At 64.3% G+C, this 26271-nt stretch carries 31 protein-coding genes; 13 read left to right on the forward strand and 18 right to left on the reverse strand.

Translation table 11 applies throughout. The features are described 5' to 3' along the window. Positions 1-38 precede the first annotated feature (38 nt). Positions 39-758, reverse strand: coding sequence for an anti-sigma factor (locus AC1RUK_RS27365; protein ID WP_481838140.1), 720 nt, complete (start codon positions 756-758; stop codon positions 39-41). Further along, positions 755-1294 carry a sigma-70 family RNA polymerase sigma factor gene (locus AC1RUK_RS27370; RefSeq protein ID WP_006200641.1) on the reverse strand — a complete coding sequence of 180 codons (540 nt, stop codon included), beginning with the start codon at positions 1292-1294 and terminating at the stop codon, positions 755-757. The genes AC1RUK_RS27365 and AC1RUK_RS27370 overlap by 4 nt, the downstream gene beginning before the upstream one ends. 150 nt (positions 1295-1444) lie before the next feature. Between AC1RUK_RS27370 and AC1RUK_RS27375 the strand changes: the two genes are divergently transcribed. Continuing rightward, complete coding sequence (locus AC1RUK_RS27375) at positions 1445-2941, forward strand: amidase (protein ID WP_481838139.1); 1497 nt, start codon at positions 1445-1447, stop codon at positions 2939-2941. A gap of 105 nt (positions 2942-3046) precedes the next feature. Further along, complete coding sequence (argB, locus tag AC1RUK_RS27380; RefSeq protein ID WP_481838138.1) at positions 3047-3940, forward strand: acetylglutamate kinase; 894 nt, start codon at positions 3047-3049, stop codon at positions 3938-3940. A 15-nt stretch (positions 3941-3955) separates the two neighbouring features. Here the strand turns inward: argB and bchE are convergent, their stop codons facing one another. Together bchE and AC1RUK_RS27390 are read right to left on the reverse strand one after the other, a co-directional pair. Then, positions 3956-5515 carry a magnesium-protoporphyrin IX monomethyl ester anaerobic oxidative cyclase gene (bchE, locus tag AC1RUK_RS27385; protein ID WP_481838137.1) on the reverse strand — a complete coding sequence of 520 codons (1560 nt, stop codon included), beginning with the start codon at positions 5513-5515 and terminating at the stop codon, positions 3956-3958. 212 nt (positions 5516-5727) lie between these two features. Beyond that, entirely contained in the window at positions 5728-6204 is a 477-nt protein-coding gene (locus AC1RUK_RS27390; RefSeq protein WP_436170127.1) for an Lrp/AsnC family transcriptional regulator, read from the reverse strand. Positions 6205-6341: 137 nt separating this feature from the next. On the opposite strand from AC1RUK_RS27390, the gene phhA reads away from it, so the two are divergent. Next, entirely contained in the window at positions 6342-7175 is an 834-nt protein-coding gene (gene phhA, locus AC1RUK_RS27395; protein WP_481838136.1) for a phenylalanine 4-monooxygenase, read from the forward strand. Positions 7176-7230: 55 nt separating this feature from the next. Here phhA and AC1RUK_RS27400 read toward each other — a convergent pair whose 3' ends face one another. The 4 genes from AC1RUK_RS27400 to AC1RUK_RS27415 all read right to left on the reverse strand — a co-directional run bounded on the left by AC1RUK_RS27400 (position 7231) and on the right by AC1RUK_RS27415 (position 10637). Then, entirely contained in the window at positions 7231-7713 is a 483-nt protein-coding gene (locus tag AC1RUK_RS27400) for a MarR family winged helix-turn-helix transcriptional regulator (RefSeq protein WP_481838135.1), read from the reverse strand. Positions 7714-8096: 383 nt separating this feature from the next. Beyond that, the gene (locus tag AC1RUK_RS27405) at positions 8097-9536 is read right to left on the reverse strand and encodes a GMC oxidoreductase (protein WP_481838134.1); all 1440 of its coding nucleotides are present in this window, start codon (positions 9534-9536) and stop codon (positions 8097-8099) included. Next, positions 9533-9706, reverse strand: coding sequence for a hypothetical protein (locus tag AC1RUK_RS27410; protein ID WP_481838133.1), 174 nt, complete (start codon positions 9704-9706; stop codon positions 9533-9535). Before AC1RUK_RS27410 ends, AC1RUK_RS27405 begins: the two co-directional genes overlap by 4 nt. A gap of 169 nt (positions 9707-9875) precedes the next feature. Continuing rightward, positions 9876-10637, reverse strand: a complete 762-nt coding sequence (locus tag AC1RUK_RS27415; RefSeq protein ID WP_481838132.1) for a GGDEF domain-containing protein — start codon at positions 10635-10637, stop codon at positions 9876-9878. 150 nt (positions 10638-10787) lie between these two features. Here AC1RUK_RS27415 and AC1RUK_RS27420 point away from each other — a divergent pair, with 150 nt between their 5' ends. Beyond that, complete coding sequence (locus tag AC1RUK_RS27420) at positions 10788-11495, forward strand: pyrimidine 5'-nucleotidase (RefSeq protein WP_006200628.1); 708 nt, start codon at positions 10788-10790, stop codon at positions 11493-11495. 18 nt (positions 11496-11513) lie between these two features. Here AC1RUK_RS27420 and AC1RUK_RS27425 read toward each other — a convergent pair whose 3' ends face one another. Further along, positions 11514-12353: an LOG family protein gene (locus tag AC1RUK_RS27425; RefSeq protein WP_481838131.1), complete on the reverse strand. Its 840-nt coding sequence runs from the start codon at positions 12351-12353 to the stop codon at positions 11514-11516. 145 nt (positions 12354-12498) lie between these two features. On the opposite strand from AC1RUK_RS27425, the gene dapD reads away from it, so the two are divergent. The 4 genes from dapD to AC1RUK_RS27445 all read left to right on the forward strand — a co-directional run bounded on the left by dapD (position 12499) and on the right by AC1RUK_RS27445 (position 14892). Further along, positions 12499-13353 (forward strand): 2,3,4,5-tetrahydropyridine-2,6-dicarboxylate N-succinyltransferase, encoded by an 855-nt coding sequence (gene dapD / locus AC1RUK_RS27430; protein ID WP_481838130.1) that lies wholly within the window; start codon positions 12499-12501, stop codon positions 13351-13353. A gap of 70 nt (positions 13354-13423) precedes the next feature. Continuing rightward, complete coding sequence (locus AC1RUK_RS27435; protein WP_481838129.1) at positions 13424-13777, forward strand: DUF805 domain-containing protein; 354 nt, start codon at positions 13424-13426, stop codon at positions 13775-13777. Further along, positions 13770-14144 carry a DUF805 domain-containing protein gene (locus AC1RUK_RS27440; protein ID WP_167480895.1) on the forward strand — a complete coding sequence of 125 codons (375 nt, stop codon included), beginning with the start codon at positions 13770-13772 and terminating at the stop codon, positions 14142-14144. Before AC1RUK_RS27435 ends, AC1RUK_RS27440 begins: the two co-directional genes overlap by 8 nt. Before the next feature lie 13 nt (positions 14145-14157). Beyond that, a complete protein-coding gene (locus tag AC1RUK_RS27445) occupies positions 14158-14892 on the forward strand; it encodes a hypothetical protein (RefSeq protein WP_481838128.1) in 735 nt (244 codons plus the stop codon). A gap of 15 nt (positions 14893-14907) precedes the next feature. On the opposite strand, the gene AC1RUK_RS27450 is transcribed toward AC1RUK_RS27445, so the two are convergent. Further along, positions 14908-15927 carry a 2-dehydropantoate 2-reductase gene (locus tag AC1RUK_RS27450; protein ID WP_481838127.1) on the reverse strand — a complete coding sequence of 340 codons (1020 nt, stop codon included), beginning with the start codon at positions 15925-15927 and terminating at the stop codon, positions 14908-14910. A gap of 116 nt (positions 15928-16043) precedes the next feature. Here AC1RUK_RS27450 and dapE point away from each other — a divergent pair, with 116 nt between their 5' ends. Together dapE and AC1RUK_RS27460 are read left to right on the forward strand one after the other, a co-directional pair. Next, positions 16044-17243: a succinyl-diaminopimelate desuccinylase gene (gene dapE / locus AC1RUK_RS27455; protein ID WP_120017624.1), complete on the forward strand. Its 1200-nt coding sequence runs from the start codon at positions 16044-16046 to the stop codon at positions 17241-17243. Between the two features lie 19 nt (positions 17244-17262). Further along, positions 17263-17868, forward strand: a complete 606-nt coding sequence (locus AC1RUK_RS27460) for a transporter (protein ID WP_481838126.1) — start codon at positions 17263-17265, stop codon at positions 17866-17868. Between the two features lie 169 nt (positions 17869-18037). On the opposite strand, the gene truA is transcribed toward AC1RUK_RS27460, so the two are convergent. From truA to def, 4 genes are read right to left on the reverse strand one after another with little or no spacing between them, the layout of a single operon-like run. Continuing rightward, on the reverse strand, positions 18038-18805 hold the full coding sequence (gene truA, locus AC1RUK_RS27465) for a tRNA pseudouridine(38-40) synthase TruA (protein ID WP_481838125.1): 768 nt from the start codon (positions 18803-18805) through the stop codon (positions 18038-18040). Between the two features lie 20 nt (positions 18806-18825). After that, a complete protein-coding gene (locus tag AC1RUK_RS27470; protein WP_481838124.1) occupies positions 18826-19332 on the reverse strand; it encodes a GNAT family N-acetyltransferase in 507 nt (168 codons plus the stop codon). Beyond that, positions 19329-20264 carry a methionyl-tRNA formyltransferase gene (gene fmt / locus AC1RUK_RS27475; protein ID WP_481838123.1) on the reverse strand — a complete coding sequence of 312 codons (936 nt, stop codon included), beginning with the start codon at positions 20262-20264 and terminating at the stop codon, positions 19329-19331. Before fmt ends, AC1RUK_RS27470 begins: the two co-directional genes overlap by 4 nt. A gap of 4 nt (positions 20265-20268) precedes the next feature. After that, positions 20269-20799, reverse strand: coding sequence for a peptide deformylase (def, locus tag AC1RUK_RS27480; protein ID WP_481838122.1), 531 nt, complete (start codon positions 20797-20799; stop codon positions 20269-20271). 105 nt (positions 20800-20904) lie between these two features. Between def and AC1RUK_RS27485 the strand changes: the two genes are divergently transcribed. Further along, positions 20905-22158, forward strand: coding sequence for a DNA recombination protein RmuC (locus tag AC1RUK_RS27485; protein ID WP_481838121.1), 1254 nt, complete (start codon positions 20905-20907; stop codon positions 22156-22158). A 10-nt stretch (positions 22159-22168) separates the two neighbouring features. Here AC1RUK_RS27485 and AC1RUK_RS27490 read toward each other — a convergent pair whose 3' ends face one another. From AC1RUK_RS27490 to AC1RUK_RS27500, 3 genes are all read right to left on the reverse strand, one after another. Continuing rightward, positions 22169-22573: a GFA family protein gene (locus AC1RUK_RS27490; protein WP_436170109.1), complete on the reverse strand. Its 405-nt coding sequence runs from the start codon at positions 22571-22573 to the stop codon at positions 22169-22171. A 66-nt stretch (positions 22574-22639) separates the two neighbouring features. Then, positions 22640-23605: a cation diffusion facilitator family transporter gene (locus tag AC1RUK_RS27495; protein ID WP_481838120.1), complete on the reverse strand. Its 966-nt coding sequence runs from the start codon at positions 23603-23605 to the stop codon at positions 22640-22642. 119 nt (positions 23606-23724) lie between these two features. After that, positions 23725-24534: a transglutaminase-like domain-containing protein gene (locus AC1RUK_RS27500; RefSeq protein ID WP_481838119.1), complete on the reverse strand. Its 810-nt coding sequence runs from the start codon at positions 24532-24534 to the stop codon at positions 23725-23727. 212 nt (positions 24535-24746) lie between these two features. On the opposite strand from AC1RUK_RS27500, the gene AC1RUK_RS27505 reads away from it, so the two are divergent. Beyond that, the gene (locus AC1RUK_RS27505; RefSeq protein ID WP_006200611.1) at positions 24747-24872 is read left to right on the forward strand and encodes a hypothetical protein; all 126 of its coding nucleotides are present in this window, start codon (positions 24747-24749) and stop codon (positions 24870-24872) included. Positions 24873-25179: 307 nt separating this feature from the next. Continuing rightward, a complete protein-coding gene (gene sugE, locus AC1RUK_RS27510) occupies positions 25180-25494 on the forward strand; it encodes a quaternary ammonium compound efflux SMR transporter SugE (RefSeq protein WP_436170107.1) in 315 nt (104 codons plus the stop codon). A gap of 128 nt (positions 25495-25622) precedes the next feature. Here the strand turns inward: sugE and AC1RUK_RS27515 are convergent, their stop codons facing one another. Next, complete coding sequence (locus AC1RUK_RS27515; RefSeq protein WP_481838118.1) at positions 25623-26051, reverse strand: DUF6481 family protein; 429 nt, start codon at positions 26049-26051, stop codon at positions 25623-25625. Between the last annotated feature and the right edge of the window lie 220 nt (positions 26052-26271).

Consider the following 26271-nt stretch of genomic DNA (forward strand, 5'->3'; position numbering starts at 1 on the left):
AATCTGCTTGCGCCGGCAAATCAGGACTTCGGAAGGAATCAGATGCCCTTGAGATCGCCGGCGGCGACGACCGGTCCGGTCGGCTGGCCGGTCGGCGAGCCACCTGTCGGCTCGACGCTGACGGCGAGCACGGCGCCTTGCGCGAGCTTCTGCTGGACGGCCGGCGTAACGGCTAGGTGCGTGGTCTGGCCGACCGGGATGACGCCCATCGAGACCGGAGCATTCTTGCCCTCGATCATCCACAGCTCGAAGTCCTTGCCGGCGGCACGCTCGCCGGAAACCAGCGACAGGCCGACATCGCGGCGGGCGGCGTCATAGACGACGAGATATTTGACGTCGCTGCCGTCGGCCGCCAGCGAGGCGACAAGCCGCTCCTGCGGCGCAACGACCGGCGGGTTGAGGTAGGGCACGGCGACGTAGATGGCGAGCGCGGCAACGGCCGCCGCGGCTAGGCCACGCCAGAAGCCAAGGCTCGACCAGAGGCCGGCGCGAGGCTGTGTCGCCGTCGACGAGGAGGCGAACAGCCGGCGGTCGACAGCCGGCTTGACCGAGGCCGGAGGCTCTATCTCGGGATAGGCGGCGGCCATCGGCGAAAAATGCACTTCCCAGTTGTCGACCAGGCGGGCGAAACCGGTTTCGGTGTCGATGCGGCGGGCCGCGATCTGGCGCTCGTCCGTGGCGAGCACGCCAAGAACGTATTCGGCGGCGAACAGGTCGTCGCCTCCACGTTCCGGTCCGTTGTCCTCTGCCAGCGTCATCTTTCCAGACATTCTCTAAGTTTGAGCAGGCTGCGCCGCAGCCAGGTCCGCATCGTGTTCAGCGGCACGCGATGGCGTTCCGCAAGTTCGGCATAGCTTTCGCCGTTGAGATAGGCGCCCCGGACGGCCGCCGCCCGGTCCTTTTCCAGTTCATCGAGACAATGGTAGATGCGTTCGGACTCGCCGCCCGCCACAACCATGGCCTCCGGTCCCGGCGCCGGATCGGCCACGTCGAGCGCGGCATCGATATGGGCGGCAGGCACGCGCCGCGCCCTGATGCGATCGATCGCATGATTGCGCGCAATGGCCACCAGCCAAGAAATCGGGCTCAGATCAGAGACAGCGAAACGGTCCGCCTTGGTCCATATCTTGACGAAGACTTCCTGAAGCGCTTCTTCCGCGTCTCCCCGGTCGTTCAATACACGAAGACAGACGCCGAAAAGTTTCGCGCTTGTCTGCCTGTAGAGCAGATCGAACGCGGCCCGGTCCTTCATCGAAGTCCGGACGATCAGCTTGCTGATGTCCTGCGGCGCCATGCCCGCAAACTAGGCGATTGCGTTATATTTGCAATCGCGGAAACGATGTTGTTCACCACCCCAGCGCTCCTGTTCGCCGCCGACAAATCATCCGCCGTTGCCAAGGAAATCGCCTGCCGCTAGCCTCCAGCCAGGCGGGAGAAGGCGGCGATGTCGGTTGAACGGGTGTTGTGGGAGCAGGATGCAACCGGCCTGGCCGGGCTGGTACAGCAAGGAGAGGTCTCGCCGCAGGAGCTTGTCGATGCGGCGATCGCCCGGGCCGAGGCGACCCGCCCCGATATCAACGCCATCGCCGAGCCGCTCTACGACGCGGCGCGATCGCGCGCCAAAACCGTCGACCGCAAGCTGCCGCTTGCCGGCGTACCCTTTGCGATCAAGGACCTCGGCATCGCCATCAAAGGCGTGCCGACCCATGGCGGCAGCCGCATTCCGGCTTTCACCGCCGACTTCAGTTCGGTGATGACCGAGCGCTACCTTGCCGCCGGCCTCATTCCGATCGCCACCAGCACTTCGCCCGAGCACGGGCTGAGGCTGATGACCGAGTCGGCCGCTTTCGGCATCACCCGCAATCCGTGGAATACGGGCCATACGACCGGCGGCTCGTCCGGCGGTGCCGCCGCGCTGGTGGCGGCCGGCGTGGTGCCAGCGGCGCACGCCTCGGACGGCGGCGGCTCGATCCGCGTGCCGTCGGCCTGCAGCGGGCTGGTCGGGCTGAAAACCTCGCGCGGCCGCGTGCCGCTGACGCCACTGGTCAGCGAGAGCTGGTACGGCATGGTCGTCGATCATGCCGTCAGCCGCTCGGTCCGCGATTCGGCGCTGCTGCTCGACCTGACCCACGGCGCCGATCCGCTGTCGCCTTATGCCGCGCAGGCGCCGAAAGGCCCTTTCGCCGCCGCCGCCGCGCGCGACCCCGGCAAGCTCAAGCTCGCCGTCTACCGGAAATCGCCGCTCGGCCTGCCGATTTCGGCCGAGACGTTGACGGCACTGGACACTGCGGTGGCATTGGCGCGCGAGGGTGGCCATACGGTGGAAGAAATCGACCTACCCTATATCGGTCGCGACTTCATGGCTGATTTCTGCAAGACGGTGACTTCAGCCGTGGCCGGCACGATGCGTGCCGAGGCCTTGCGCGTCGGCCGCCCGGTTGCCGGCGACATCGAGCGTGCCACGCGCGTGCTCAGCCGCTTCGGCGAGATCATTCCCGCTGGCGAGATCTATGAGATCCTGCAGCGGCTGCATGCCACATCGCGTCACCTGATCGGCGAGACCGCGCAGTACGACGCCGTGCTGATGCCGATCATTGCGCACCCGCCGCTCGCCTGCGGCGCCATGGACCCGAAGGGCGCCGATGAGTTCATCGAGAGCATGCTGGACAAGATGCACCTCACCCGGCTCTTGAAGATGAAATCGCTGTTCGGGCAATTGATGGACAAGAGCCTTTGGTTCACCCACTGGCCGGCGATCCAGAATGTCAGCGGCCAGCCTTCGATCGCACTGCCCGTCCATGTCACCGCGGCCGGCCTGCCGCTTGGCATCCAGGCCGCCGGACGCCCCGGCGACGAGGAGACGCTTTTGTCTTTGGCCGCGCAGATGGAGAAGATATCCGGCTGGCAGAAGCGGCGGGCACCGCTCAAGGCGCCGGCATAGGAACCCGCAGCAGGCGATTTCGAGATTGTGACAGCAAAGCCGTTTGCGGCCTGCGCCAATTCCCGCTAAGACGCCGCCGTTCATACCAAGCTGGGATCCATATCGATGACGGACATCGCCGCCACCGCCGAAATGCAGGCCGCGCTGCTCTCCAGGGCGCTGCCCTACATGCAGCGCTACGAAAACAAGACGGTGGTGGTGAAATATGGCGGCCACGCCATGGGTGACCACGAGCTCGGCAAGGCCTTCGCCCGCGACATCGCGCTGTTGAAACAATCCGGCGTCAATCCGATCGTCGTGCATGGCGGCGGGCCGCAGATCGGCGCCATGCTCAACAAGATGGGCATCGAATCGAAGTTCGAGGGCGGCTTGCGCGTCACCGACCAGAAGACGGTCGAAATCGTCGAGATGGTGCTGGCCGGCTCGATCAACAAGGAGATCGTGGCGCTGATCAATGCCGAGGGCGAGTGGGCGATCGGCCTGTGCGGCAAGGACGGCAACATGGTGTTCGCCGAAAAGGCGCGCAAGACGATGATCGACCCGGACTCCAACATCGAGCGGGTGCTGGATCTCGGCTTCGTCGGCGAACCGGTGGAGGTCGACCGCACGTTGCTCGATCTCCTGGCGCGCTCCGAAATGATCCCGGTGCTGGCGCCGGTGGCTCCCGGCCGCGATGGCCATACCTACAACATCAATGCCGACACATTCGCCGGCGCCATCGCAGGCGCCTGCCAGGCCTCGCGCCTCTTGTTCCTCACCGACGTGCCCGGCGTGCTCGACAAGAACAAGAAGCTGATCGACGAGTTGACGGTGGCCGAGGCCAAGGCGCTGATCAGGGACGGTACGGTGTCGGGCGGCATGATCCCAAAGGTCGAGACCTGCATCGAGGCGATCGAGCGCGGTGTCGAAGGCGTCGTCATCCTCAATGGCAAGACGCCGCATTCGGTGCTGCTGGAACTGTTCACCGAGCACGGCGCCGGAACGCTGATCGTGCCGTAACGGCTTGTCAGCCGGCTAATCTTTTCCCAGCCGGAGCTTCGAGATTGTCGATGACGGGAATGGCGGCTTTCGCGCCAGGCGTTGGACGATCATCGATTCCTCTTCGGCATCCTGCGGCGCGCCCCAGAATTCGGCCAGCGTCGGACCGTCCTTCAGGCGGCGGTCGCGGACGAGAAACCCCCAGACCTCGCGGAACCAGACGCGGCGGCCCATCTGCGTGTACCAGCGCATCGAATGGCGCTGCTCGGGATCCTTGTGGAACAGGATGCGCGCCAGCGCCTTCGGCCGCGACTGTACCGCCAGCTCGATCAGCTTGACGCCGAAGAACAGCATCCAGGGTTTGAGCCGGGTCATCTGCAGAACCTGGTGCTTGTAGTCCCACAGGCGGGCGTCCAGCTGGATCACCTTGCGGTCCCTGGCGATGCGGAAGAACGGTGTCCAGCGATGCGGCGTGACATAGAGCGCCTGGATCTGGTCGGGGTCATAGGCGATCAGCTGGCGGAAGCCGCGCCAGAGGTCGCGAAAGCCTTCGTCCTCGAAGCCGGCGACCCAGGTCGCCATCGACAGGATGCCATGCAGGCGCAGCAACCGGATCGCCTCGCGGTCGGATGAAGTGCTGCCGCCCTTGCGGATCAATTGAAGCGTCTGCTCGTCGGTGTTTTCCATGCCGAGCAGCCAGCGGATGACGCCTGCCTTGCGGTAGAGGTGCAGGATGTCGGCGTCGCGCACGATGTCGTCGGCGCGGGTGGAGCCGACGATCAGCACCGGCACGTTCTCGGCGATCATCGCGTCGAGGAAGATGCGCCATGCCTTCTTCGAGACGGTCGGGTTCTCGTCGGCGAGGTTGATCAGTTCGACACCGTGCTCGCGGTGCAGCCAGGCGATCTCTTGCGCAAATTTCTTGGGATCGCGATGCCGCCAGCGGGTCCAGAAACCGCGTTGGCCGCAATAGTTGCACAGATGCGGGCATCCTCTGGAAAACTGCATGACCACGGCGCGCTTGCCGCCCCAATAGCTGTAGCGGCCGTGGTCGATCAGTTCCCAGCCGATGCGGTAATCGTCGAGATTGGTGATCGTCTTCGCCGGCTGGGTGGCGAAGGGGCGGCGCAAATCGTCGCGAAAGGCAATGCCGGGCACATCGGACAGCGGCTGGCGCCCCTGCAGCGCCTCGATGAGTGCCGCAATGGTGGCCTCGCCCTCGCCGCGCACGATGAAGTCGAAGACATCCGTTTCCGCGAGAATGTCACGCCAGTGATAGGTCGGAAACACGCCGCCATAGATGACGATCGTCGCCGGGGCGTGAGCCTTGAGCATCTGCGCGATGCGCAAGGCCGTCGGATGCGCCGAGGTCGAGCCGGAATGGCCGATGAGGACGCAGTCTGGTTGCCCGCTCAGAGCGTCGCGGACGAGCACCGCAAGCGGCATCGGCCCGAACTCGGCATCGACGAGCCGCACCCGATGGCCGGCATCGAGCAGCGGACCGCCCAGCGCCAAGAGCCCGAGCGGCGGCAGATGGTCGTCAGGCACGCGGCTGCCGATGGCGGTGTGTGGCGGATTGATCAGGACGATGTTCATGGCGGACCCCTTGTGGTGACGGTCCGCAGGTTCCTAGCCGCCGATCTCGATCCGGACTTGGCGTCGTTGCGCAGTTTGTGTGCAGCTTTTCCGCAGAATTGGCGGGCAGGCTGTCTCGAGCATGATCCTGAAAAGTGGGAACTGGTTTTCAGAAAAGATCATGCCAAAAAAAGGATAGAGCCCCATCCCGATTCATCGGAATGGAACAGGCTCTAGCGTCGAAGGTGGGCGAGCGGCACATGGCCCGGGCCCTTGATGTTCTGCAGCACGAGTTGGGTGTGGACGTCGCGCACGCCATCAAGCCGCATCAGCCGGTGCATGACGAAGTGATTGAGCTCGTCGACCGACGGCACCATGACATGCAGCAGGAAGTCGTGGTCGCCGGTCATCGTCCAGCAGGCGGACACCTCGTCCATGCGCTGAACTGCTGCGATGAAGCTTTCCGGCGAGCCGTCGCTGTGGCTGACCAGCCGCACCTGGATGAACACCTCGACCGTCAGGCCGACGGCGCGACGGCTGATGGCGGCGGCAAAGCCCTTGATGACGCCTGTGTCCTGCAGGGCCTCGAAGCGGCGCGCACAAGGCGTTGTCGACAGGCCGATCTCCTGGGCGAGTTCCGACACCGGCTTGCGGCCGTCGCGCTGCAGGATGTCGAGCATCCTGATTTCGAACTCGTCAAACTGAGGCATTTTCACTCTCCAACAGCTTTCCGATAGTGCCTTTTACCTCAAATGCTACATTTAGGCCACCATCAAAGCGGATATGCCTCGCCGTCTCGGGCTAGAATTGCTTCACGATTGGCCATGAATTCATGAGGAGAACAGCCATGACGATGAGCGTTGCCGACTATGCAAGGGAATGTGCGGCGCAGGGCCTGCGCGGCGATTATTCGGTCTGCCGCGCCGATTTCACCGTGGCGCAAGGCTATGACTACAAAGCCGACGAACAGGCGGTGTGGCGCACGCTGTGCGACCGCCAGACGAAGCTGACACGCAAGCTCGCCCATCGCTCCTATCTCGACGGCGTCGCGGCACTTGGGCTTCTCGACAGGATCCCGGATTTCGGTGCGGTCAGCGAAAAGCTGCGCAAGCTCACCGGCTGGGAAATCGTCGCCGTGCCGGGGCTGATCCCCGCCGCGCCGTTCTTCGACCATCTCGCCAACCGCCGCTTCCCGGTCACCAACTGGCTGAGGACGCGGCAGGAGCTCGACTATATCGTCGAGCCGGACATGTTCCATGACTTCTTCGGCCACGTGCCGATCCTGACGCAGCCGGTCTTCGCCGATTTCATGCAGATGTACGGCCAGAAGGCCGAAGACGTGATCGCGCTCGGCGGCGACGAGATGATCACCCGCCTGTACTGGTACACCGCCGAATACGGGCTGATGCAGGAAGCCGGCCAACCGCTGAAGGCCTTTGGCGCCGGGCTGATGTCATCCTTCACCGAGTTGCAGTTCGCCGTCGAGAGCAAGGACGCGCATCATGTGCCCTTCGACCTCGAAACGGTGATGCGCACCGGCTACGAGATCGACAAGTTCCAACGCGCCTATTTCGTGTTGCCGTCCTTCGATGTCCTGCGCGATGCCTTCCAGACCGCCGACATGGCCGGCATCGTCGGACGCAACAAGGGCAAGCCGGCGCTCGACCCGGCAGCGGTCTAAGGCAATTCCAGGAAAAGTGCGCAGCGGTTTTCCTGGAACTGCGTAAACAAATGGCTCAGCCGGCCTCGGCCTTCAGACGGGCAAGCTGCTCACGCTGCAGGTCGAGTGCGGCGGTGGTGAAACGCAATATGGTGGCCAGCTCGGCATCGCCGAAGCTGGCCATCATTTTTTGCCCCTCCTGCGCAATGGCGCCGTAGTAGCGCGCCGACAGTTCCCGTGTGCGCTCCGTCGCCTCAATCACCACCTTGCGCCTGTCCTCCAGGCTGCGGGTGCGGGTCAAAAGGCCACGTGCCTCCAGCCGGTCGATCAGCGCGGTAACGGCGGCCGGGGTCAAGCCGGTCGCGGCCGCGACCGCGCCGGCCGATTGCGGGCCGCCATAGAGCAGTCCGAGGCAATGCCGTTCGGCCGCGTTCAGCCCAAGCTTGGCGCCCACCGCCTCGTCATAAGCCTGCGTCACGTCCTGCCAGCGCATGATGGCAAGGCTGATCGCTTCGGCCATTTCGGGACGATTTGTGCTTGACGAATTTATTTCGATCATCTAACTATCAATCTGTCTAACATTAAGACGATCGCAGCAATATGCGGCTGTGGCTCGCGCAAGGCAAGGACCAGTCGCCGACAAGGAGTGAAAAATGAGCCTGATTCAGCACCGTGCCCCTCTCTCGCATGAGGAGGAGTTCAAATACGCCAAGCTGGCCATGGAATGGTATGGCTGGGGTCGCCCATCGGCCTCGGCATCCTGCTGGTGGCGCTGGCCGCCGCGGCCGTGCTGGTGCGCGTTGCCGTGTACGGCCTGTAAACTCAGTACGATCTTCTCAAAGGCGCGCCAAGGCGGCGCCGGCCGCCATCACAGGCGCCGGCGCCGCCTGCTTTTGGACGTCAGACGGTGTGTGATGACTTCGTCACACCGTGATGACTTCGTCACACCGTGATGACCTTGCTCAGATGGTCACCCAGCCGGCAGGCCAGGGCGGTGATGGTCGTCGTCGGATTGCACTCGCCCGACGTGCAGAACACCGAGGAGCCGCCGACATAGAGATTGTCCATGCCATGGACCTTGCAGTTGGCATCGACCACGCTTTTGGTCACATCCGTGCCCACGCGCGTGCCGCCCATATGATGATGGCCGGCGGTCTCCTCGTTGGTCGGGTAGTCTTCGCCATTGACGATCCAATCGGTGATGCGCACGCGGCCGAGATTCTTCTGCGCCATCGTCGTGCCGAACAGCCTCAACCCCTCCAGCAAGGTGCGGCGTTCCAGTTCCGACTTTTTCCAATGCAGCTCGATGCGCGGCACGCCGGCATGGTCGACATCGGTCTTCGACAGTTCGATCTGGTTCGAGGCCAGGGGCGCCTGTTCCCAGGCGACATAGAGCTGGGCGGCGCAACGCAGGTTCTGGCTGAGTTGGGAGGACATCCATTCGGCCATGTCGGGCGCCGTGCAGGCCAGGTCGGCGATCAGTCGCTTGACGTGGGGATAGGGCGTCTCGATCAGCCTGATACCGAAATTCATGATCTGAAGCCGCTCCATCGCGGCCGGCGTCGGCGAGAAGAAGGCCTCGTTGACGGCATCGACCTCGAACTCGCCATAGTCGGCGAGGATGGCATTGCCGCCCTCGAAGGTCGGATGCTCCATCCAGTAGCGGCCGAGCGCGGCGGCGTTCGGCACGACGCCGCCATTCGAGCGCTGGTTCGACCACAAAAGCAGCCGCGAATTCTCCAGCCCGCCTGTGCAGGCGATGAAATAATCGGCACTGAAGGCGCCGGCGTCCTGGCCATTCGACCACAGCCTGGCGCCGGTCACCCGCCTGCCGTCGCCGGCGAGCTCGGTGGCATAGGTGTTGAGCACCACGGCGATGTTCCTGCTCGCGTCCAGCTCGTCGGCGAATTTCTCGCCAAAGCGCACAGCCGGGCTCTTGATCAGCTGCACCCAGCGGATGTCGTCCGAAATCGGCACATCCGGCCGGAAGTCGGGGAGCTCGAGGATCTCGTGCACCTCAGGCAGATAGGGCTCGATGTCGGCACGGCTGATCGGCCAGCCGGTGTCCGGCGCCCAGGCCTTGGGCTCGAAGTCCTGCTTGTCGAGCACGCGGCACCAGCCGGCCCAATGGTTCGAAGAGCCGCCCATGAAGCGCAGCCGCGTGATGTCGAGGTCGAAATAGGGATCGCCGACCGTGGTCCCGCGATAGAAATCCTGCAACTCGTCGCTGAATTCGCGCGAGCCCGCCTCCAGCACGACAACCGGAATGCCCGCGGCGCCAAGCTTCCTGGCGATCGTGGTGCCGGCGGGGCCGGAACCGAGGATACACACCTTGGCGGCAAAGTTGGCCGCGCGAAAGGCCTCGTAGCTGTCGAAGATCATGCAAGGTCGCCCCGCTTGAGGATCCAGCCTTTGACCTCGACGATCTCGTCAGGGTCGACGACGACAGCCTGGCTGCGGAACAGCGACAGCGCCGGCAGTGCGATGAGCACCTGCACGATCATGCGGCGCGGCATTTTTCTGGTGAAGAATTTCCCGGTGAAGAAGGTCATGTCACGTCTCTCGATGGGGGCTTCGATCCACGCATGGCGTTCCCTGAACGGCACACGCCCGCCAGGAAAAGCCAGTTTCGTGCCAAGCCTAGCCGGAAGGCTGCTACAACCGGGTAAACGGGCTGGTTGAGTGCAACCAGGGTTAGGATTTTCCTAACTGCTGCGGGCCTCAGGCGGCTTCCGGGACATCGCGGTCGAGGATCGCGAGATTGCGGCCACGATGCTTGGCCTCGTAGAGCCGGCGGTCGGCGGCGCGCATCAGGTCGGACACGCCGACGCCTTCGCCGCAAGTGGTGCCGCCGATGCTGACCGTCAGCGGAACTGTCCGCTCGTCGACGGGACGGAAGCGGATCAGTTCGACCTCCCGGCGGATGCGCTCGGCGACACGTTTGGCCTCCTGTTCGGCGGCGCCGACAAGAAAGGCGGCGAATTCCTCGCCGCCAACGCGACCGAGCACGTCGCCGCTGCGCACGCCGCGTTCGATGGCGGCGGCGATCAGCAGCAGCGCGTCGTCGCCGGTCAGATGACCGAAGCTGTCGTTGATCTTCTTGAAGTGGTCGGCATCGATGATCAGCAGCGCGCCGCGATCGGATTTGCGCCGCGAACCCTCAAGCGCCGCAAAGAAGCTCTCGCGGTTGAGCATGCCGGTCATGTCGTCACGGCTTGCCTTTTCCGACAGGCGCCGATGCGCGGCGGCAAGCTGGGCGTGTGCCCGGGCGAGTTCGCGATGCGCGCTTTTCAACCTGTCGCTCTGCCAGAAGGTGGTTGCGCTGGCGATCCAGGCGAGGACCAGCGGGCAAACTGTGGAGGTCAGCCAGATCGTGCGGCTGATCGGGAGGCCCAGTGCGGGGACGATGATCAGCGTCAACAAAAGTGAGGCTGCTACCGAGCCGAAAGCGACGGCGGCGGATTTCAGAATTAGGCGATTCATCGCTGGCTCCCACAGAACCGCCTCTGTGCCCAGCAAGCCCTGAAGACCACCTTTCGGCGATGCTTAAAATTTGAAACGAGGCGCCATTTTCACATCTTTCGACGCGCATAAGTTGTGGATAAACGCCTGGCCAGCGTGCCATAAGGAAGCATGACCACGCTGCCCGACCCCGCACGGTTCGCCCATGTCACCGACTGGGTATTCGATCTCGACAACACGCTCTATCCGCACCATTCGAACCTGTTCGCGCAGATCGACGTGAAGATGACCGCCTATGTCGGAGAGCTGCTGACACTGCCGCGCGACGAAGCGCGCAAGCTGCAGAAGGAACTCTACCTAGAGTATGGCACGACGCTGAACGGGCTGATGACGCGCCACGGCATCGACCCCGACGACTTTCTCGAAAAGGTGCACGACATCGACTATTCGTGGCTGGTGCCCGATCCGGTCCTCGGAGCCGCCATCCGCCAGCTTCCCGGCCGCAAGTTCATCTTCACCAATGGCGATCGCAGGCATGCCGAACGCACCGCGCGCCAGCTCGGCATACTCGAGCATTTCGATGCCATCTTCGACATCGTCGCGGCCGGGCTGAACCCCAAGCCGGCACGCCAGACCTATGAGCGGTTTGCCGAGCTGCACGCCGTCACCGGCCACAATGCGGTGATGTTCGAGGACCTGGCGCGCAATCTGGCCGTGCCGAAATCGCTCGGCATGACCACGGTGCTGGTGGTGCCGCGCAACTTCGAGCCGACCTTCTCGGAGATCTGGGAACGCGACCCGGCCAACGAAGACGACGTCGATTTCGTCACCGACGACCTTGCCAGCTTTCTCACGGCGATCGTCGAAGTGCCCGCCTGAGACGCGGGCCAGCTAAGCTCAGAGATTGTAGAAGCGGCTGATGATGCCCCAGGCCTCGTCGGCGGTGTCGACGAAGTCGATGATGTCCTGGTCGCCAGGCGTGATCGTGCCCTGTTCGGCCAGGAAATCGAGATCGATCGCCTTTTGCCAGAAGGACTTGCCGAACAGGATCACCGGCACGCGCTCCATGCGCCCGGTCTGGATCAGCGTCAGCGTCTCGAAGAATTCGTCCATCGTGCCGAAGCCGCCGGGGAACACCGCCACCGCCTTGGCGCGCATGACGAAATGCATCTTGCGGATGGCGAAATAGTGGAAGTTGAAGCAGAGTTCTGGCGTCACATAGGCGTTCGGTGCCTGCTCGTGCGGCAGCACGATGTTGAGGCCGATCGACGGCGCGCCGACATCGTCGGCGCCGCGGTTGCCGGCCTCCATGACGCCGGGCCCGCCGCCGGTGACGACGACGAATTCGCGGTAGTAGGAGGTGGCAGACTGCTGCGAGCAGAGGCGGGCGAACTTGCGCGCCTCCTGGTAATATCGGCTGTTCAGCTCGAGGTTCTTCTTCTGCGTCTCGTTCTTCGCCGCCCAGGCTTCGCCGCCGGGCTCGGGAATGCGCGCGCCGCCGAACAGGATCACGGTGGAACGGATGCCGCGCTCGGCCAGGATCATCTCGGGCTTCAGGAGCTCGAGTTGCAGCCGCACCGCACGCAATTCGCGCCGCGTCATGAACTCCGGATCGTTCCAGGCCAGCCGGTAGGTGTCGGCGCGCGTCTGCGGCGTGTCCGGCACGCTCTTTGCCCGCTCCAGATCCTCGTCCGAATGCGGCAGCGGCGTCCACCCCGCCTTTTCCATTGGCGTCATTTGCTCTACCCGTCCCAATAATTCACTTGCGCCGTCCCATGGCGCACTCGCGATTGACCCCCAATAAGCCTTAACATAGGGTCCGCGCGACTTTCAAAACAGGTTAAGGCGCTGCCCCTTAACAGCTTGGTAACGGAGCGAAATCATGTCGAAGCCCGATCTGGCGAGCCTCGAAAAGACCATCGAGAAGGCCTTCGAGGAGCGCGACACGCTTTCGACCGCGACTCGCGGCGAGACGCGCGACGCCATCCAGTCGGCGCTCGACCTGCTTGACCGCGGCGCCGCTCGCGTCGCCGAGCGCCAGGCCGACGGCAAGTGGCACGTCAACCAGTGGCTGAAGAAAGCCGTGCTGCTGTCGTTCCGGCTCAACCCGATGGAGATCATCAAGGGTGGTCCGGGCGAAGCGGTGTGGTGGGACAAGGTGCCGTCGAAGTTCGACGGCTGGGGTGCCGTCGACTTCGAAAAGGCCGGCTTCCGCGCGGTGCCGTCGTCGATCGTGCGCCGCTCGGCCTATGTCGCGCCGGGCGCGGTGCTGATGCCGTCCTTCGTCAATGTCGGCGCCTATGTCGACAGCGGCACCATGGTCGACACCTGGGCCTCGGTCGGCTCCTGCGCCCAGATCGGCAAGAACGTGCATCTGTCGGGCGGCGTCGGCATTGGCGGCGTGCTGGAGCCGATGCAGGCCGGGCCGACCATCATCGAGGACAATTGCTTCATCGGCGCGCGCTCGGAAGTGGTCGAGGGCTGCATCGTGCGTGAAGGCTCGGTGCTTGGCATGGGCGTGTTCATCGGCCAGTCGACCAAGATCGTCGACCGTGCCACGGGCGAGGTCTTCTATGGCGAAGTGCCGCCCAATTCGGTCGTCGTCGCCGGATCGCTTCCGGGCAAGCCTTTCCCGAACAACGAACCAGGACCGGGCCTCTACTGCGCCGTCATCGTCAAGCGGGTCGACGCCAAGACCCGCTCCAAGACCTCGATCAACGAATTGCTGCGCGATTGATCTTTTCCGGAAACGGACGCACCTTCCGCCGGCGCGACGATGCGTCGCGCCTTCAACGCGGAGGGGTAACATGGACTGGAAATACCTTCTGACAAGCTACGAGGGGCGTATCAATCGCGGCAAGTTCTGGGCTTGCGTTGGTGTGATAGTCGTCGGCGCCATTATCGCGATGATCCTCGACAACATAATCGGCACCACGTTCAACGGCATGCCTTATGGCTTCATCTATGCGATATACGGGCTCGCCATGCTCTACCCGGTCTTCGGTGTCTACGCCAAACGCTGGCACGACCGAGACAAGTCGGGCTGGTGGTCGCTGATCGGGCTGGTGCCGATCATCGGCGGCATCTGGATGCTGGTCGAGCTCGGTATTCTCGAAGGCACCAGGGGTGCCAATCAATATGGATCGGACCCGCTTGCCTGAAAAATCAGATCTCATTTGGCTTTTCTTCAAAACTTCAGGCCGCGTCAGCCGCGCGGCCTATTTTCTCGGTGGGCTGCTGGTGGCCATCGTGCAGGCCTTTCCGCTCTACCGCTTCACGCTGGTGGCGGAAGGCTCGCCCGAGAGCAACATGTGGTCGTTCATCTTCTTCGTCGCCTTCATCGCCTCGCTGTGGTCGAACATCGTGCTGGCGGTGAAGCGGCTGCACGATCTCGACAAGCCGGGCATCGCGGCGCTGGTGCTGTTCGTGCCGGTCGTCTCGATCATCGCCTTCCTGGTGCTCTGCCTGTTTCCCGGGCAACCTGGCCCCAACCGCTACGGCAGGCGCACCAACGCGCCGGCCGACTGACGAGGACCGGTCGATGCGCTACCGCACGCTTGACCCGAAACTGATCATCGAGACGGCCGAAAAACTGCACGAGCGCGTCGCCGAGCGTTTTCCCGATGCCGGCCTGCGCGGCGTCGCCGCCGAGCTGGTCTCCTTGTCGCGCGACCTGGCAAAGGGCGCCAAGGCGCTCGAAGCGCCGATCTGGTGGCTGCGCGTCCTCGTCGTCGCCGCCGTCGTCGCCGGGGCGCTGATGTTCCTGTTCGTCGGCACCGTCCTGCCGTTCGACCGCATTTCCAAGCCCGGCGACGCCGTCCAGTCGGTGCAAGGCATCGAAGCCTCGCTCAATATGGTCATTCTCGCCATTGTCGGCTTCCTGGCGCTGATCCGCTCGGAGGAACGCATCAAGCGCAAGCAGGTCTTTCGCCAGCTGCACGGCTTGCGCTCGCTGATCCATGTCATCGACATGCACCAGCTGACCAAGGACCCGGCGACGCTTTCCGCCAGTTTCAAGCCGACCGCGCATTCGCCGGCCCGCATCACCAACGCCGCCGACCTCGCCCGCTACCTCGACTATTGCTCGGAAATGCTGTCGATCACCGGCAAGATCGCCGCGCTGTTCGCCCAGTCCGTCAATGACGCCGTCGTCATCGACGGCGTCAACGACATCGAGAGCCTGGCCTCCAACCTGTCGCGCAAGATCTGGCAGAAGATCACCCTGATCGAAGGCCGGCCCCAGGATGGTCGACCGGGGAAAAAGCAACAACCCTGATCCGTCGGGACCGTTTCAGGCCCTGACCGCTTCCGGGCTCAGCCCGGGCGAGCCGCGCTTTTGCCGCTCTGCCTCGCGAACCAGGGCCAAGACGCGTCCTGTCACAGGCGCCGGCACGCCTGCCCTTTGCGCCAGGCTGAGCACCGCGCCCTGCAGCTCGCCGATCTCGGTCGGCCGGCCGCGTTGCAGATCGTCCCACATTGAGGAGCGCGCTTCGGGGTCGATGGCCAGCATGCGCCGCGCCAGACGCTTGAACAGCCAGTCCGGCAGGCGGAGCACTTTTGGCATCAGCGCGGGGGGCAGGCCGGCAATCCGTGCGGGCTTGATTCCGCAAGCCTTCATTGCCACCAGCGCCTCGCCGATCTGGCCAGCCAGGATCAGCCGCCAGCGGCGGTCTGCCAGTTCGGTGGCCAAAGGCAGGTTGGACAGTGCCACCAGCGCGTTGTTCAGGTTCATCAACAGCTTGCCCCACAGCACCGCCGTCATGTCGCCATGGGTTTCGACCGTCAGCCCCTCGACAGCGAGCAATCCGGCCAGGCCCGCCTGGCCGTCTTCGATCATCACCTTGCCTTCGCTGGCGCGGTGCACGCGCAGCGGCGCTTCGCCGTCTGGCGATTGCACCACGTTGAACGGCACCATGCCGGCAAGCACTTGCCGGCCGGCCAACCCGGCCCGCAGCCTGTCGGCATTGTCGACGCCGTTCTGCAGGCTGACCACAATGGCGTCCGGGCGGGCGTTGGCGGCAATCAGCGTAGCCATCTCTTCTGTCCCGCCGCTCTTGACCGTCACCAGGATCACCTCGGCATCGCGCAGGGCGGTCGCCGGATCGGCGGTGGCCGAAAGCGCCTCCGGCGCGACCCGCCGGTCGCGGCCGTCGAGATCGGTGACCCGCAGGCCGTCCTTGCGCACCGCCTCGCCGATGCGTGGCCGCGCCAGCAGATTGACCCGCCGGCCGGCCAGCGCCAGACAGCCGCCGGCATAGCAGCCGATGCTGCCGGCGCCGGCTATTGCGACCAGACTGTCGTTGTTGGCCATGCGATAGTCCTTTATTGGCCCGCAACTATACGGCATGAAAACCATATTGTCGGCGCCATGGCCGGCCATGATGTCTGGCCGTGACAGACCTTCCGCTTTCGACTATCGCTTTGCCCATGAAATTGCCGACCGACCCCGCCGCAAACCTTGCCGCCCTGATCCGCTGTGCCTCGGTGACGCCCGCCGAAGGCGGTGCGCTCGGCGCGCTGGAAGACATGCTGAAGCCGCTCGGCTTTTCGGTCGAGCGCCCGGTGTTTTCGGAAGACGGCACGCCGGACATCGAAAACCTCTATGCCAGGCGCTCCGGCAACGGGCCACATCTGATGTTTGCCGGCCATACCGATGTGGTGCCGGTCGGCGACGAAGCCGCCTGGACGCACCCGCCCTTCGCCGCCGACATCGCCAATGGTGAGATGTATGGCCGCGGTGCCGTCGACATGAAGGGCGGCATCGCCTGTTTCATCGCGGCGGTGGCGCGCCATGTCGAGGAGAATGGCGGGCCGAAGGGCTCGGTCTCGCTGCTGATCACCGGCGACGAAGAAGGCCCGGCGATCAACGGCACGACAAAGCTGCTCGAATGGGCCGCCGGCAAGGGCGAGAAATGGGACGCCTCGATCGTCGGCGAGCCGACCAATCCGGACGCGCTCGGCGACATGATCAAGATCGGCCGGCGCGGCTCGCTGTCCGGCAGCGTCGTCGTCAATGGCCGACAGGGCCACGCCGCCTATCCGCAGCTTGCCGACAACCCGGTGCGCGGGCTGATGAGCCTGGTCGATGCCTTGCTTTATCCGGCCTTCGACGAGGGAACGAAGGATTTTCAGGCGACCAATCTGGAGGTGACCTCCATCGATGTCGGCAACCCCGCCACCAACGTCATTCCGGCGAAGGCGACGGCGACCTTCAACATCCGCTTCAACGATACATGGACGGCCGAGACCATCCAGGCCGAGATCCACAACCGCCTCGACCAGGCGGCCGGCCGCACAAAGTACCGGCCGGGCAAGAAGACGCCGGTCGACTACGATATTGTCTGGCGCGACCGGCCGAGCCACGTGTTTCTCACCCGCGACGACCGGCTGATCGAAACGCTGAGCCAATCGGTCAAGACGGCCATCGGCAGGAAGCCGGCGCTGTCGACCTCGGGCGGCACCTCGGACGCCCGCTTCATCAAGGATTACTGTCCGGTGGTGGAGTTCGGGCTGGTCGGCAAGACCATGCACATGGTCGATGAACGCGTCGCACTTGCCGATCTCGAGACGCTGACGCAGATCTACCAGCGCTTCATCGAAGACTGGTTCGAGCGAGGCGCAGCCTAACCATGCTTTCGGTGTGATCATGCTCTCGGCCGATGAAACCTACGCTTCGCTGGCCGGCGCCTGGCGGCTGATGCTCGGCAAGGCCGACGGCCTGCGCCTGCTCGATCTTTCGGCGGACGGCTTCTGGAATTCCTTCTTCGCCATCGTCGTGGCGGCGCCGGCGCTGATCGTCGGTTGGGTCGGCATCGCCAACGAGATCGGCGATCCGAACGCATTCGCCGGGCGCTTCAGCATGCTTCTGCGGCTGGCGACCGTCGATATCGGCTCCTGGGTGCTGCCGCTGGTCGGCCTGGCGCTGCTCGCACCGCGCCTCGGCATTGGCGGCCGCTTCGTCCATTATGTCGTCGCCAGCAACTGGGCATCGGCGATCATCGCCTGGCTGATGCTGCCGTCGGCGCTGATCAGGCTTTTCCTGCCGTCGACCGACGAAGTCTCGGGGCTGGTGTCGCTGCTCCTGTTTGCGCTGTCGATAGTGCTGACCTGGCGCATGACCAATGCCGTCATCGGCAGGGGCGCAGCCGTCGGCACCGCTGTCTTTGCCGGCATGTTCGTGGCGTCGCTGGCCGTGCTGTTCGGGCTGCAGGCGCTGCTCGGCATCACCATACCGACCGAGGCTGGAACATGAAGCCGCGCGCCCTGCAAGAGTGTGATGCCGCCGCGGAGCGTTGGCTGCGCGAGGACGTCGCGCCGACATATGACGCCGGAAGGCAGACCCTGGCAGGGGTATTTCGGCGGAGGAGATGGCAGAACGTTCGCGCAAACGTGGCGCGGCTACTGCTAGCTGATCGGCGTACCTACCCGGCTTCTCCGGCAACCTGCGGGTAATCGACGCCGACGAGGAAAAGCCCGTCGGGCGGCGCCACCTGGCCGCAGGCGGCGCGGTCGTGCGCGTCGAGCGCTGCCTTGAGGTCGGCGGCGCTCCAACTGCCGTCGCCGACGCGCTTCAGCGAGCCGACCATCGAGCGCACCTGATTGTGCAGGAAAGAGCGCGCCGAGGCCCTGACTTCGATCAGGTCGCCCGAGCGGCTAACATCCAGGCGATCAAGCGTCCTGACCGGGCTGTCGGCCTGGCACTGGGTGGAGCGGAAGGTGGTGAAATCATGCCGGCCAAGCAGCAGCTTTGCCGCCTCGTGCATGGCGGCGGCGTCCAGCCGCTTCGGCACCCACCAGACCTTGCCCTTGTCCAGCGCCGCAGGCGCGCGGCGGTTGACGATGCGGTAGAGGTAGTGGCGGCCGGTCGCCGAGAAGCGTGCATCGAAACCGTCTGGCACGACCGCCGCCTTGAGAATGGCAATGCGGGCTCCGGCCATTTGCAGATGGGCGTTGACGGCATCGCGTACCTTGTCATCAGGCCACGCCTTGACGAGGTCGACATGCGCGACCTGGGCAGTGGCGTGGACGCCGGCATCGGTGCGGCCGGCGCCGCGCAGTGAAACCTGCTCGCCGCAGAATTTGCCAATCGCCTCTTCGATCGCCTGCTGTATCGAAGGCTGGCCGGCCTGGCGCTGCCAGCCAGCATAGAGGCTGCCGTCATATTCGATGTCGAGACGAAAACGCGGCATGACAGGCGGCTGTTCGCCGCTTAGGCGGCAAGCGCAGTGAAGGCCGAGGCGTAGACCAGCTTACCGGCCTCGGGCGCATCGCCCCAAGCGAGGGCCTGCAATGCCTCGCCCTGGTACTCGCTTTCGAAATTCTCGGCGCGGGCATGGGTGTAGCCGAAGCGGCCGTAATAGGCCGGATCGCCGAGCACCACGGCCAGGCTCTCGCCGGCGTCCTTGAGGCGGATATGCGCCTCGCGGATCAGCGCGCCGCCAATGCCTGAGCCATGGAAGGACGGTTCGACGGCCAGCGGCGCCAGCGCCACGGCCGGGAAGCTCTTGCCGCCGTTGCCCACGAAAAGCCTGGAAAACAGGATGTGGCCGACCACCTGGCCGTCCTCTTCCACCACCAGCTCGACGACGGCATCGCCGCCGGTGACCAGCGCGTCGACCAGTCCGGCCTCCGCCTGCTGGCCGAATGCATGCTCCTCGACGAGGCGGATTGCCTCGCGATCCCGCGGCGTCGCCACGCGTATCGACATCATGCTCATGAGAGTTTCGTTCCTTTTTCGATCTTGGCTCCGCGCAGAAACTCCTGCGCGGTGGTGGGCCTTCCGCCCGCCCGTTGAACTTCGACCAGCCTGATCGCGCCTGACCCGCAGGCAACCGTCAGTCGGTCATCGAGAATTCCTCCCGACTCGCCGACGCCATCCGTAAGCGTCGAGCGAAGCAGTTTCAGCCGCTCCATGCGGCCGCCAATGTCGACCTCGCACCACGCACCCGGAAAGGGCGAGAGGCCGCGAATGTGATTGTGGACTTCGCCGGCAGGCCGCGTCCAGTCTACGCGTGTCTCCGATTTATCGATCTTTTTGGCGTAGGTCACCCCCGCCGTCGCCTGTTGGGTAAATGTCAGACAATTTATCCCCAGCCGCGTCAATGCTTCCACGATCAGCGAAGCGCCTATGTCCATCAGCCGGTCATGCAACTCGCCCGCCGTCATATCGGGTTCAATGGCGCATTTTTCAACCATTGCCACCGGACCGGTGTCAAGGCCCTCTTCCATCCGCATCACCATCATGCCGGTCTCAGTGTCGCCGGCCATGATGGCGCGCTGGATGGGAGCAGCACCGCGCCAGCGCGGCAGAAGCGACGCGTGACCGTTGAGACAGCCGAGCCGGGTTGCTTGCAAAACCGCCTTCGGCAGCAAAAGCCCATAGGCCACGACCACTGCGACATCGGCGCGCAGGGCAGCGAACGCCTGCTGCTCCGCCTCGCCCTTCAGCGATGTCGGCGTCCGCACCTCGATGCCCAGCCGCTCGGCCTCGCGCTGCACCGGCGACGGCGTCAGCTCCAGCCCGCGCCGGCCGGCGGCGCGGGGCGGCTGCGTGTAGACGGCAGATATTTCGTGGCCGGCCTCGGCGATCGCCCGCAACACCGGGACGGAAAACTCCGGCGTGCCCATGAAGATGACGCGGAGGGGCATGCCCCTATCCCACCATCTTGCCCGGCGCCTTGTCCCTGGCGAGCTTCTTGAACTTCTTCACCACCATGTCGCGCTTCAGTTTCGATATGTGGTCGATGAACAGCACGCCGTTGAGGTGGTCGATCTCGTGCTGCAGGCAGGTCGCCATCAGGCCCTCGGCCTCCATCTCCTGCAGCTTCCCGTCGCGGTCGAGATATTTCACCCGCACCGAGGCGGGGCGTTCGACCTCGGCATAATAATCCGGGATCGACAGGCAGCCTTCCTCATAGACCGAGCGCTGGTCGGAACTTTCGAGGATCTCCGGATTGATGAAGACATGCGGCGCCGGCGGCTCGTCTTCCTTGGCAAGGTCGATGACCAGCATGCGCAGCGGCTCGCCGATCTGGATTGCCGCGAGACCGATGCCGGGCGCGTCATACATGGTGTCCAGCATGTCGCCGGCCAGCTTGCGCAAGGGCGCGTCGACGCGCTCGACCGGTTTGGAAACCTGGCGCAGGACGGGATCGGGAAGAATGATGAGCGGCTTGATCGACATGGCGTCTCACCTAAGACGTCATGCGAAAAGCGTCAACGGGGGGGCAGTTTAGGCTCGTTCACGTTTTGATCTGTGCCAGCAGACCGAATCATCTATGCTGGCACGATGAACGACCTGACCTCCATCCTTTCCGAACCCGTCGCCCGGCTCGGCGCCAGCACGTTCACGCTCGGCCATGCGCTGGCCTTCGGCACGGTGCTGTTTCTCGGCCTGTTCCTGGCGCTGGTCGTCGCGCTGTGGCGGTCGGCCAGGGCGCGCGCGGTGGCGGCTGCGGAAGCCGCTGACCACGCCCGCGATGCCGAGGCGCGGGTGGCCGGCATCCTGCAGAGCCAGGCCGAGATGCAGGGCCGCATGGGCGCGATCGCCGAAGTGTTCGGCGCGCGGCAGGCCGAACTCACCCAGTCGATCGGCCAGCGGCTTGATGCGATGACCGGGCGTCTTGGCCAGACCATGACCGAACAGACCAAATCGACGCATGAGAGCCTGGCCAAGCTGCAAGAGCGGCTGGCGGTGATCGATACGGCGCAAGGCAACATCCAGTCGCTTGCCGGCCAGGTGGTGCAATTGCAAGCGATCCTCTCCAACAAGCAGACGCGCGGCGCCTTCGGCCAATCGCGCATGGAGGCGATCGTCGCCGACGGCCTGCCGCATGGCGCCTATGAATTCCAGGCGACCTTGTCGAACGGCAGCCGGCCCGACTGCCTGGTGAGGATGCCGAACGGCGCGCCGTCGCTGGCCATCGACGCCAAATTCCCGCTGGAAGCCTGGAACGCCATCCGCGCCGCCGACGGCGCCGACCTGCAGAAGGTCGCCGCGCAAGCCTTCCGCCGCGATATCGAAATCCATGTCCGCGATATCGCCGAAAAATACCTGATCCAGGGCGAGACTCAGGACACCGCCTTCATGTTCGTGCCCTCGGAATCGGTGTTCGCCGAGATCCACGAGAATTTCGAGGCGGTGGTGCAGAAGGCGCATCGCGTGCGCGTCGTCATCGTCTCGCCGTCGCTGCTGATGCTGTCGATCCAGGTCATCCAGGCGATCCTCAAGGATGCCCGCATGCGCGAGCAGGCGCATCTGATCCAGGGCGAGGTCATCCGGCTGATGGAGGATGTCGGGCGCGTCGACGAGCGGGTGCGCCGGCTGCAGACGCATTTCGGCCAGGCGACGAAGGACATCGACGACATCCTCGTCTCGACGTCGAAAGTGACCAAGCGCGGCCAGAAGATCGAAGCGCTGGAGTTCGCGGAAGGCGAAGCCGAGGCGCCGGGCCCCGGTGCCGGAAAGGTCGAAGCCAGCGCGCGCGTCGCCGATTCCAAGACCGGTCAGCTGCGGCTGCGTGTGGTCGAAGACGGCGACTGACCGTCCGGCGCTACTGCTCCTCGACGGTCGTCATGCCGTCAAATTCTGGCAACCAGTGCAATGCCGAGCGGTGCCAAACCTGTTTTCTCGGCACAAGCTCCTCGCGCTGACGCGCCGTGCCGACCCTGATGCCGTAGATTTTCGGACCGTCGCCGACGGATGTCGCATAGAGATGCGATCCGCACTCGCCGCAAAAACCCTGGGCGCGCTTGGCGCCGGTGGATCCGGTCTTGATATAGACCTTCGGTGTGCCGCTGGTGATCCTGTAATTGCTTTCCGGTGCCGGAACCGTCACCCGGAAGGCAGTGCCGGTCAGCTTCTGGCAATCCGTGCAATGGCAGATCGAGGTCTTTTCCGGATCGATCTCCGCCTCGTAGGTGATGGCGCCGCAATGGCACCCGCCGTCGATTCTCATCTTCGTTCCTCCCGAAATCCAGCCGCAATCTTAGCGTGGCGCGGTCGCGAGGCAACGGGCCAGCGACTAGTCCAGAGCCTCTCCGGTTGCCGATACGATCGCCTTGCGCCGGCGCTCCCAGGTTCCTGTCGCCTGCGGCTTGACGAACAGCCGCGAAATCTCCGGCATTTCCGTTTTCAGCACGGCCTCCAGCCGCTCGACGCAAGCTTCGATCTCCGGTGCCGTCAGATGGTCCTCGAATTCGATGCTGAGGCCGGCGACAATTTCCTGCGGGCCGATATGGACGCTCAGTATACCATTGGCGCGCTGCACAGCCGGGTCCTGCTGGGCAATGGCCAGCACCTTCTTCTGCACTTCGGGCGAGGCCGGTTCGCCGAGCAGCAGGCCCTTGCTCTCGCGGGCCAGGAAGATCGCTGTCGCACCCAGAATCAGTGCGATGCCGATCGAGGCGGCGCCGTCGAGTTCAGGCATGGCGAATACCTCCGCCGCCAATATGCCGACAAAGGCGACGATCAGGCCGAGCAGCGCGGCGCTGTCCTCGAATAGCACCGTGTAGACGCTTGGATCCTTGCTGAGCCGCACCGCCTCGAACCAGCCGAGCCTGCCTTTCTCGCGGCGGAACTCCTTCAGCGCCACGTACCAGGAGCTACCTTCGAACAGGAAGGAGAGGCCAAGCACCGCATAATTGACCATGGCATTGGCGACCGGCTCGGGCGCCATGATGTGCACCACCCCTTCATAGAACGACACGCCGGCGCCGAGCGCAAAGACGAGAAGTGCGACGATAAAGCTCCAGAAGTAGAGCTCGCGGCCATGACCGAGCGGATGCGTGCGGTCGGGCGGCCGGGCGGCGCGGTGCATGCCGTAGAGCAGCAGCCCGCCATTGCCGGTGTCGACCAGCGAATGGACGCCTTCCGACAGCATTGCCGAGCTGCCGGTGAAGAAGGCGGCGGCGAATTTGGTCAGCGCGATGGCGAGATTGCCGGCGAGCGCCGCGTAGATGATCTTCCTCGACCCGCCATGCGCCGCCATGGTGTGCTGCCCTGTCCGATGCTCCCGAGAGCCTAGCGGCCAACCCGCCAAAGCTCCACAGGCATTCACAACGCGCGAACGGTCCAGTCGTTCAGAGGGAAGGTGACCACCGCGAGCCCCTACTCGACGACCTCGTCGGTCCATACTTTGAAGCCGGCGAGCGTGCCCGGCCCAAAGATATGGGTCAGCGGTACATCGGCCGCGTCGCGGCCGGAGGCGATCAGGATACGGCCGATGCGCGGGGCGTTGTTGCGCGGATCGAAAGCGTGCCAGCGGCCACCGAGATAGACCTCCATCCAGGCGGCGAAGTCCATGCTCGACCATGGTTTTGGCGTGCCTATATCGCTGATGTAGCCGGTGCAGTAGCGGGTCGGGATGTTCAGCGCCCGGCAGAAGGCGACCGCCAGATGCGCGAAGTCGCGGCAGACACCGCTTTGCTCGCGATAGGCCTCGGCTGCAGTGCGCGTCGGCCGCGCATTGCCGTAGTTGAAGACGATGTGGTTGTGAACGAAGTCGCAGACCGCCTGGACACGTCGAACGCCGAGCGGAGTGTGGCCGAACAGCCGCCACGCTTCGTTTGCCAGCACATCGCTCTCGCAATAGCGGCTGGGCAGCAGGAACAACAGCGTGTCCGACGGCAGGTCGCGCACCTCATGCTGCCAGGCCATCAGGTCGCCCATCTCGAAGGTGCCGGGGTCGCGGATCACCGCGTCGGTGCCGAAGGTGAAACGCCCGGGCGGGGCGACAAGACGGTTGCACCAATTGCCGAAGCTGTCGCGGTAGCTTTCGATCGGCACCGGTGGATTGGAGGTCAGGAAATCCGGCCGTTCGAGATCGGATGCCCTGGAATAGTGGACATTGAGCATCGCTATCAGCGGTGTTTCCTGCGGAAAGTCGAAGCTCATCTCGCAGCCGATGTGGATTCGCATTCTCGTCCTGACCGGCCTGCCTGATCGTCATCCGGCGAAAGCCGGATTGATGCTGCAGTGCAGCCAAGACCATCGCATGGTCCGGGACCGTTGACGAGGAAAATAGAAAATGCGTTGACAGCCCCTCAACTGGCGCGCCGAGATGCAACAGGCTCTTGCAGTCGGACCAATCTCTTGTTTCACTTCGGGGCCACCAATTGGAGGAACGAATCATGGCTAAAGGTGCGATGAAGGCGGGCAAGGAAGCCCGCAAGCCGAAGAAGGATGCGAAGAAGCCCGCCGCAGCCCCGGCGCTCAAGGCGCCACCGGTCAAGGCGATGAGGCTTAAGGAAAAGTAGGCCGCTCTGGGATATTCTAATCCCGGCAAATCCGTTTCGGCGCAGATTACAGACCGGCGGCATGAACAATGCTGCCGGTGTTTTGTTGATCGGGCAGGGGAAGCTTCCTAAATGGGAGCGGCGAGGACGACCTCGTGCTTTCTCCGAAATCCGGCCGGGACGACCCGCCATCAAGTGTTGCTGTGTGTGCGTGTCGTTATCCCAAATCGCGCGCACTTTTGGGCGACACGCAGCATTCCTGGGTGCGTGTCGTTGTCCCAAAACCGCTACGCACTTTTGGGCGACACGAAGCAATGGAGCGTTCCCGATGTCGTGGATTTTTTTGTTCTTCGCCGGCCTGTTCGAGATCGGCTGGGCGATCGGCCTCAAATACACCGATGGCTTCTCGAAGCCGCTGCCGACAGTCCTCACCATCGCCTCGATGATCGTCAGCCTGGGCTTGCTTGGCCTGGCGCTGAAGGCGCTGCCTGTGGGCACGGCCTATGCCGTATGGACCGGCATCGGCACCGTCGGCACGGCACTGCTTGGCATCTGGCTGCTCGGTGAGCCGGCGACCGCGATCCGGCTCGGCTGCATCGCGCTTATCGTCTGCGGCATCATGGGGTTGAAACTCGCAGCCTGATGCAGGCAGCCCGCCCGCTCCAATGCCTGACAAATTTTGCCAATGCCTGACAAATTTTGCATGCACAAACGCGTTCAGGGCCGCTGCGGGCGGCCCTGGCATTCGATCCGAGTCGATCGCGCCGAAAGCTAGCGGGCGGAGAAACCCGGAGGCGTCCTGCCGGTGCGCTGCTTGCGTGCCGCGTAACGTGCATCGCGCTTGGCCTTGCGTTCGGCTTCGTCGGCAAGCAGACGGGCAATGCGCTCGTTTTCTTCTGCCTCCCGAATCTTCGCCTCCGCTTGCGCCGCTTCTTCAGCAGCGATGCGGGCCACTTCCGCGGCTGCCTCGCGCTCGGCCTTCTCGATCGCTTCGCGCGCAAGCTTTTCCTGCCTCAGCCTGGCCTTTTCGGCCTCGCGCGTCGCACGTGCCTCGAGGATTGCCTTGCGTTCGGCCTGTCGCGCCAGCACCGCAGGATCATCTGCCGCCGGCTTTGACTTGAAGCGCTCCAGAAGCGCCTTCTTTGCCTCGTTCGCGGCATTGCGCCGCTCGAAAATGTCTTTTTCCCTGTAGATAGCCAAGTCCACTTCCCTGAAGTCAATTCGCGACGCTTACATACGCGCGAAAACCGAGAGTTCAAGCGCCAAAACGGTATGCCAGCCATGAAATTCTGGGCTGTTGCAGCCGGGAGACGCTCCTTTCGGCCGAAATCGACATGCACTGTTCACCGTCCGCCCCTCTGGCGGCACAGCCGGCCGATCGCTACCTCTAGCTCGAAAATCAAAACGCTGGGATGACATG

Source organism: Mesorhizobium monacense (assembly GCF_056781675.1).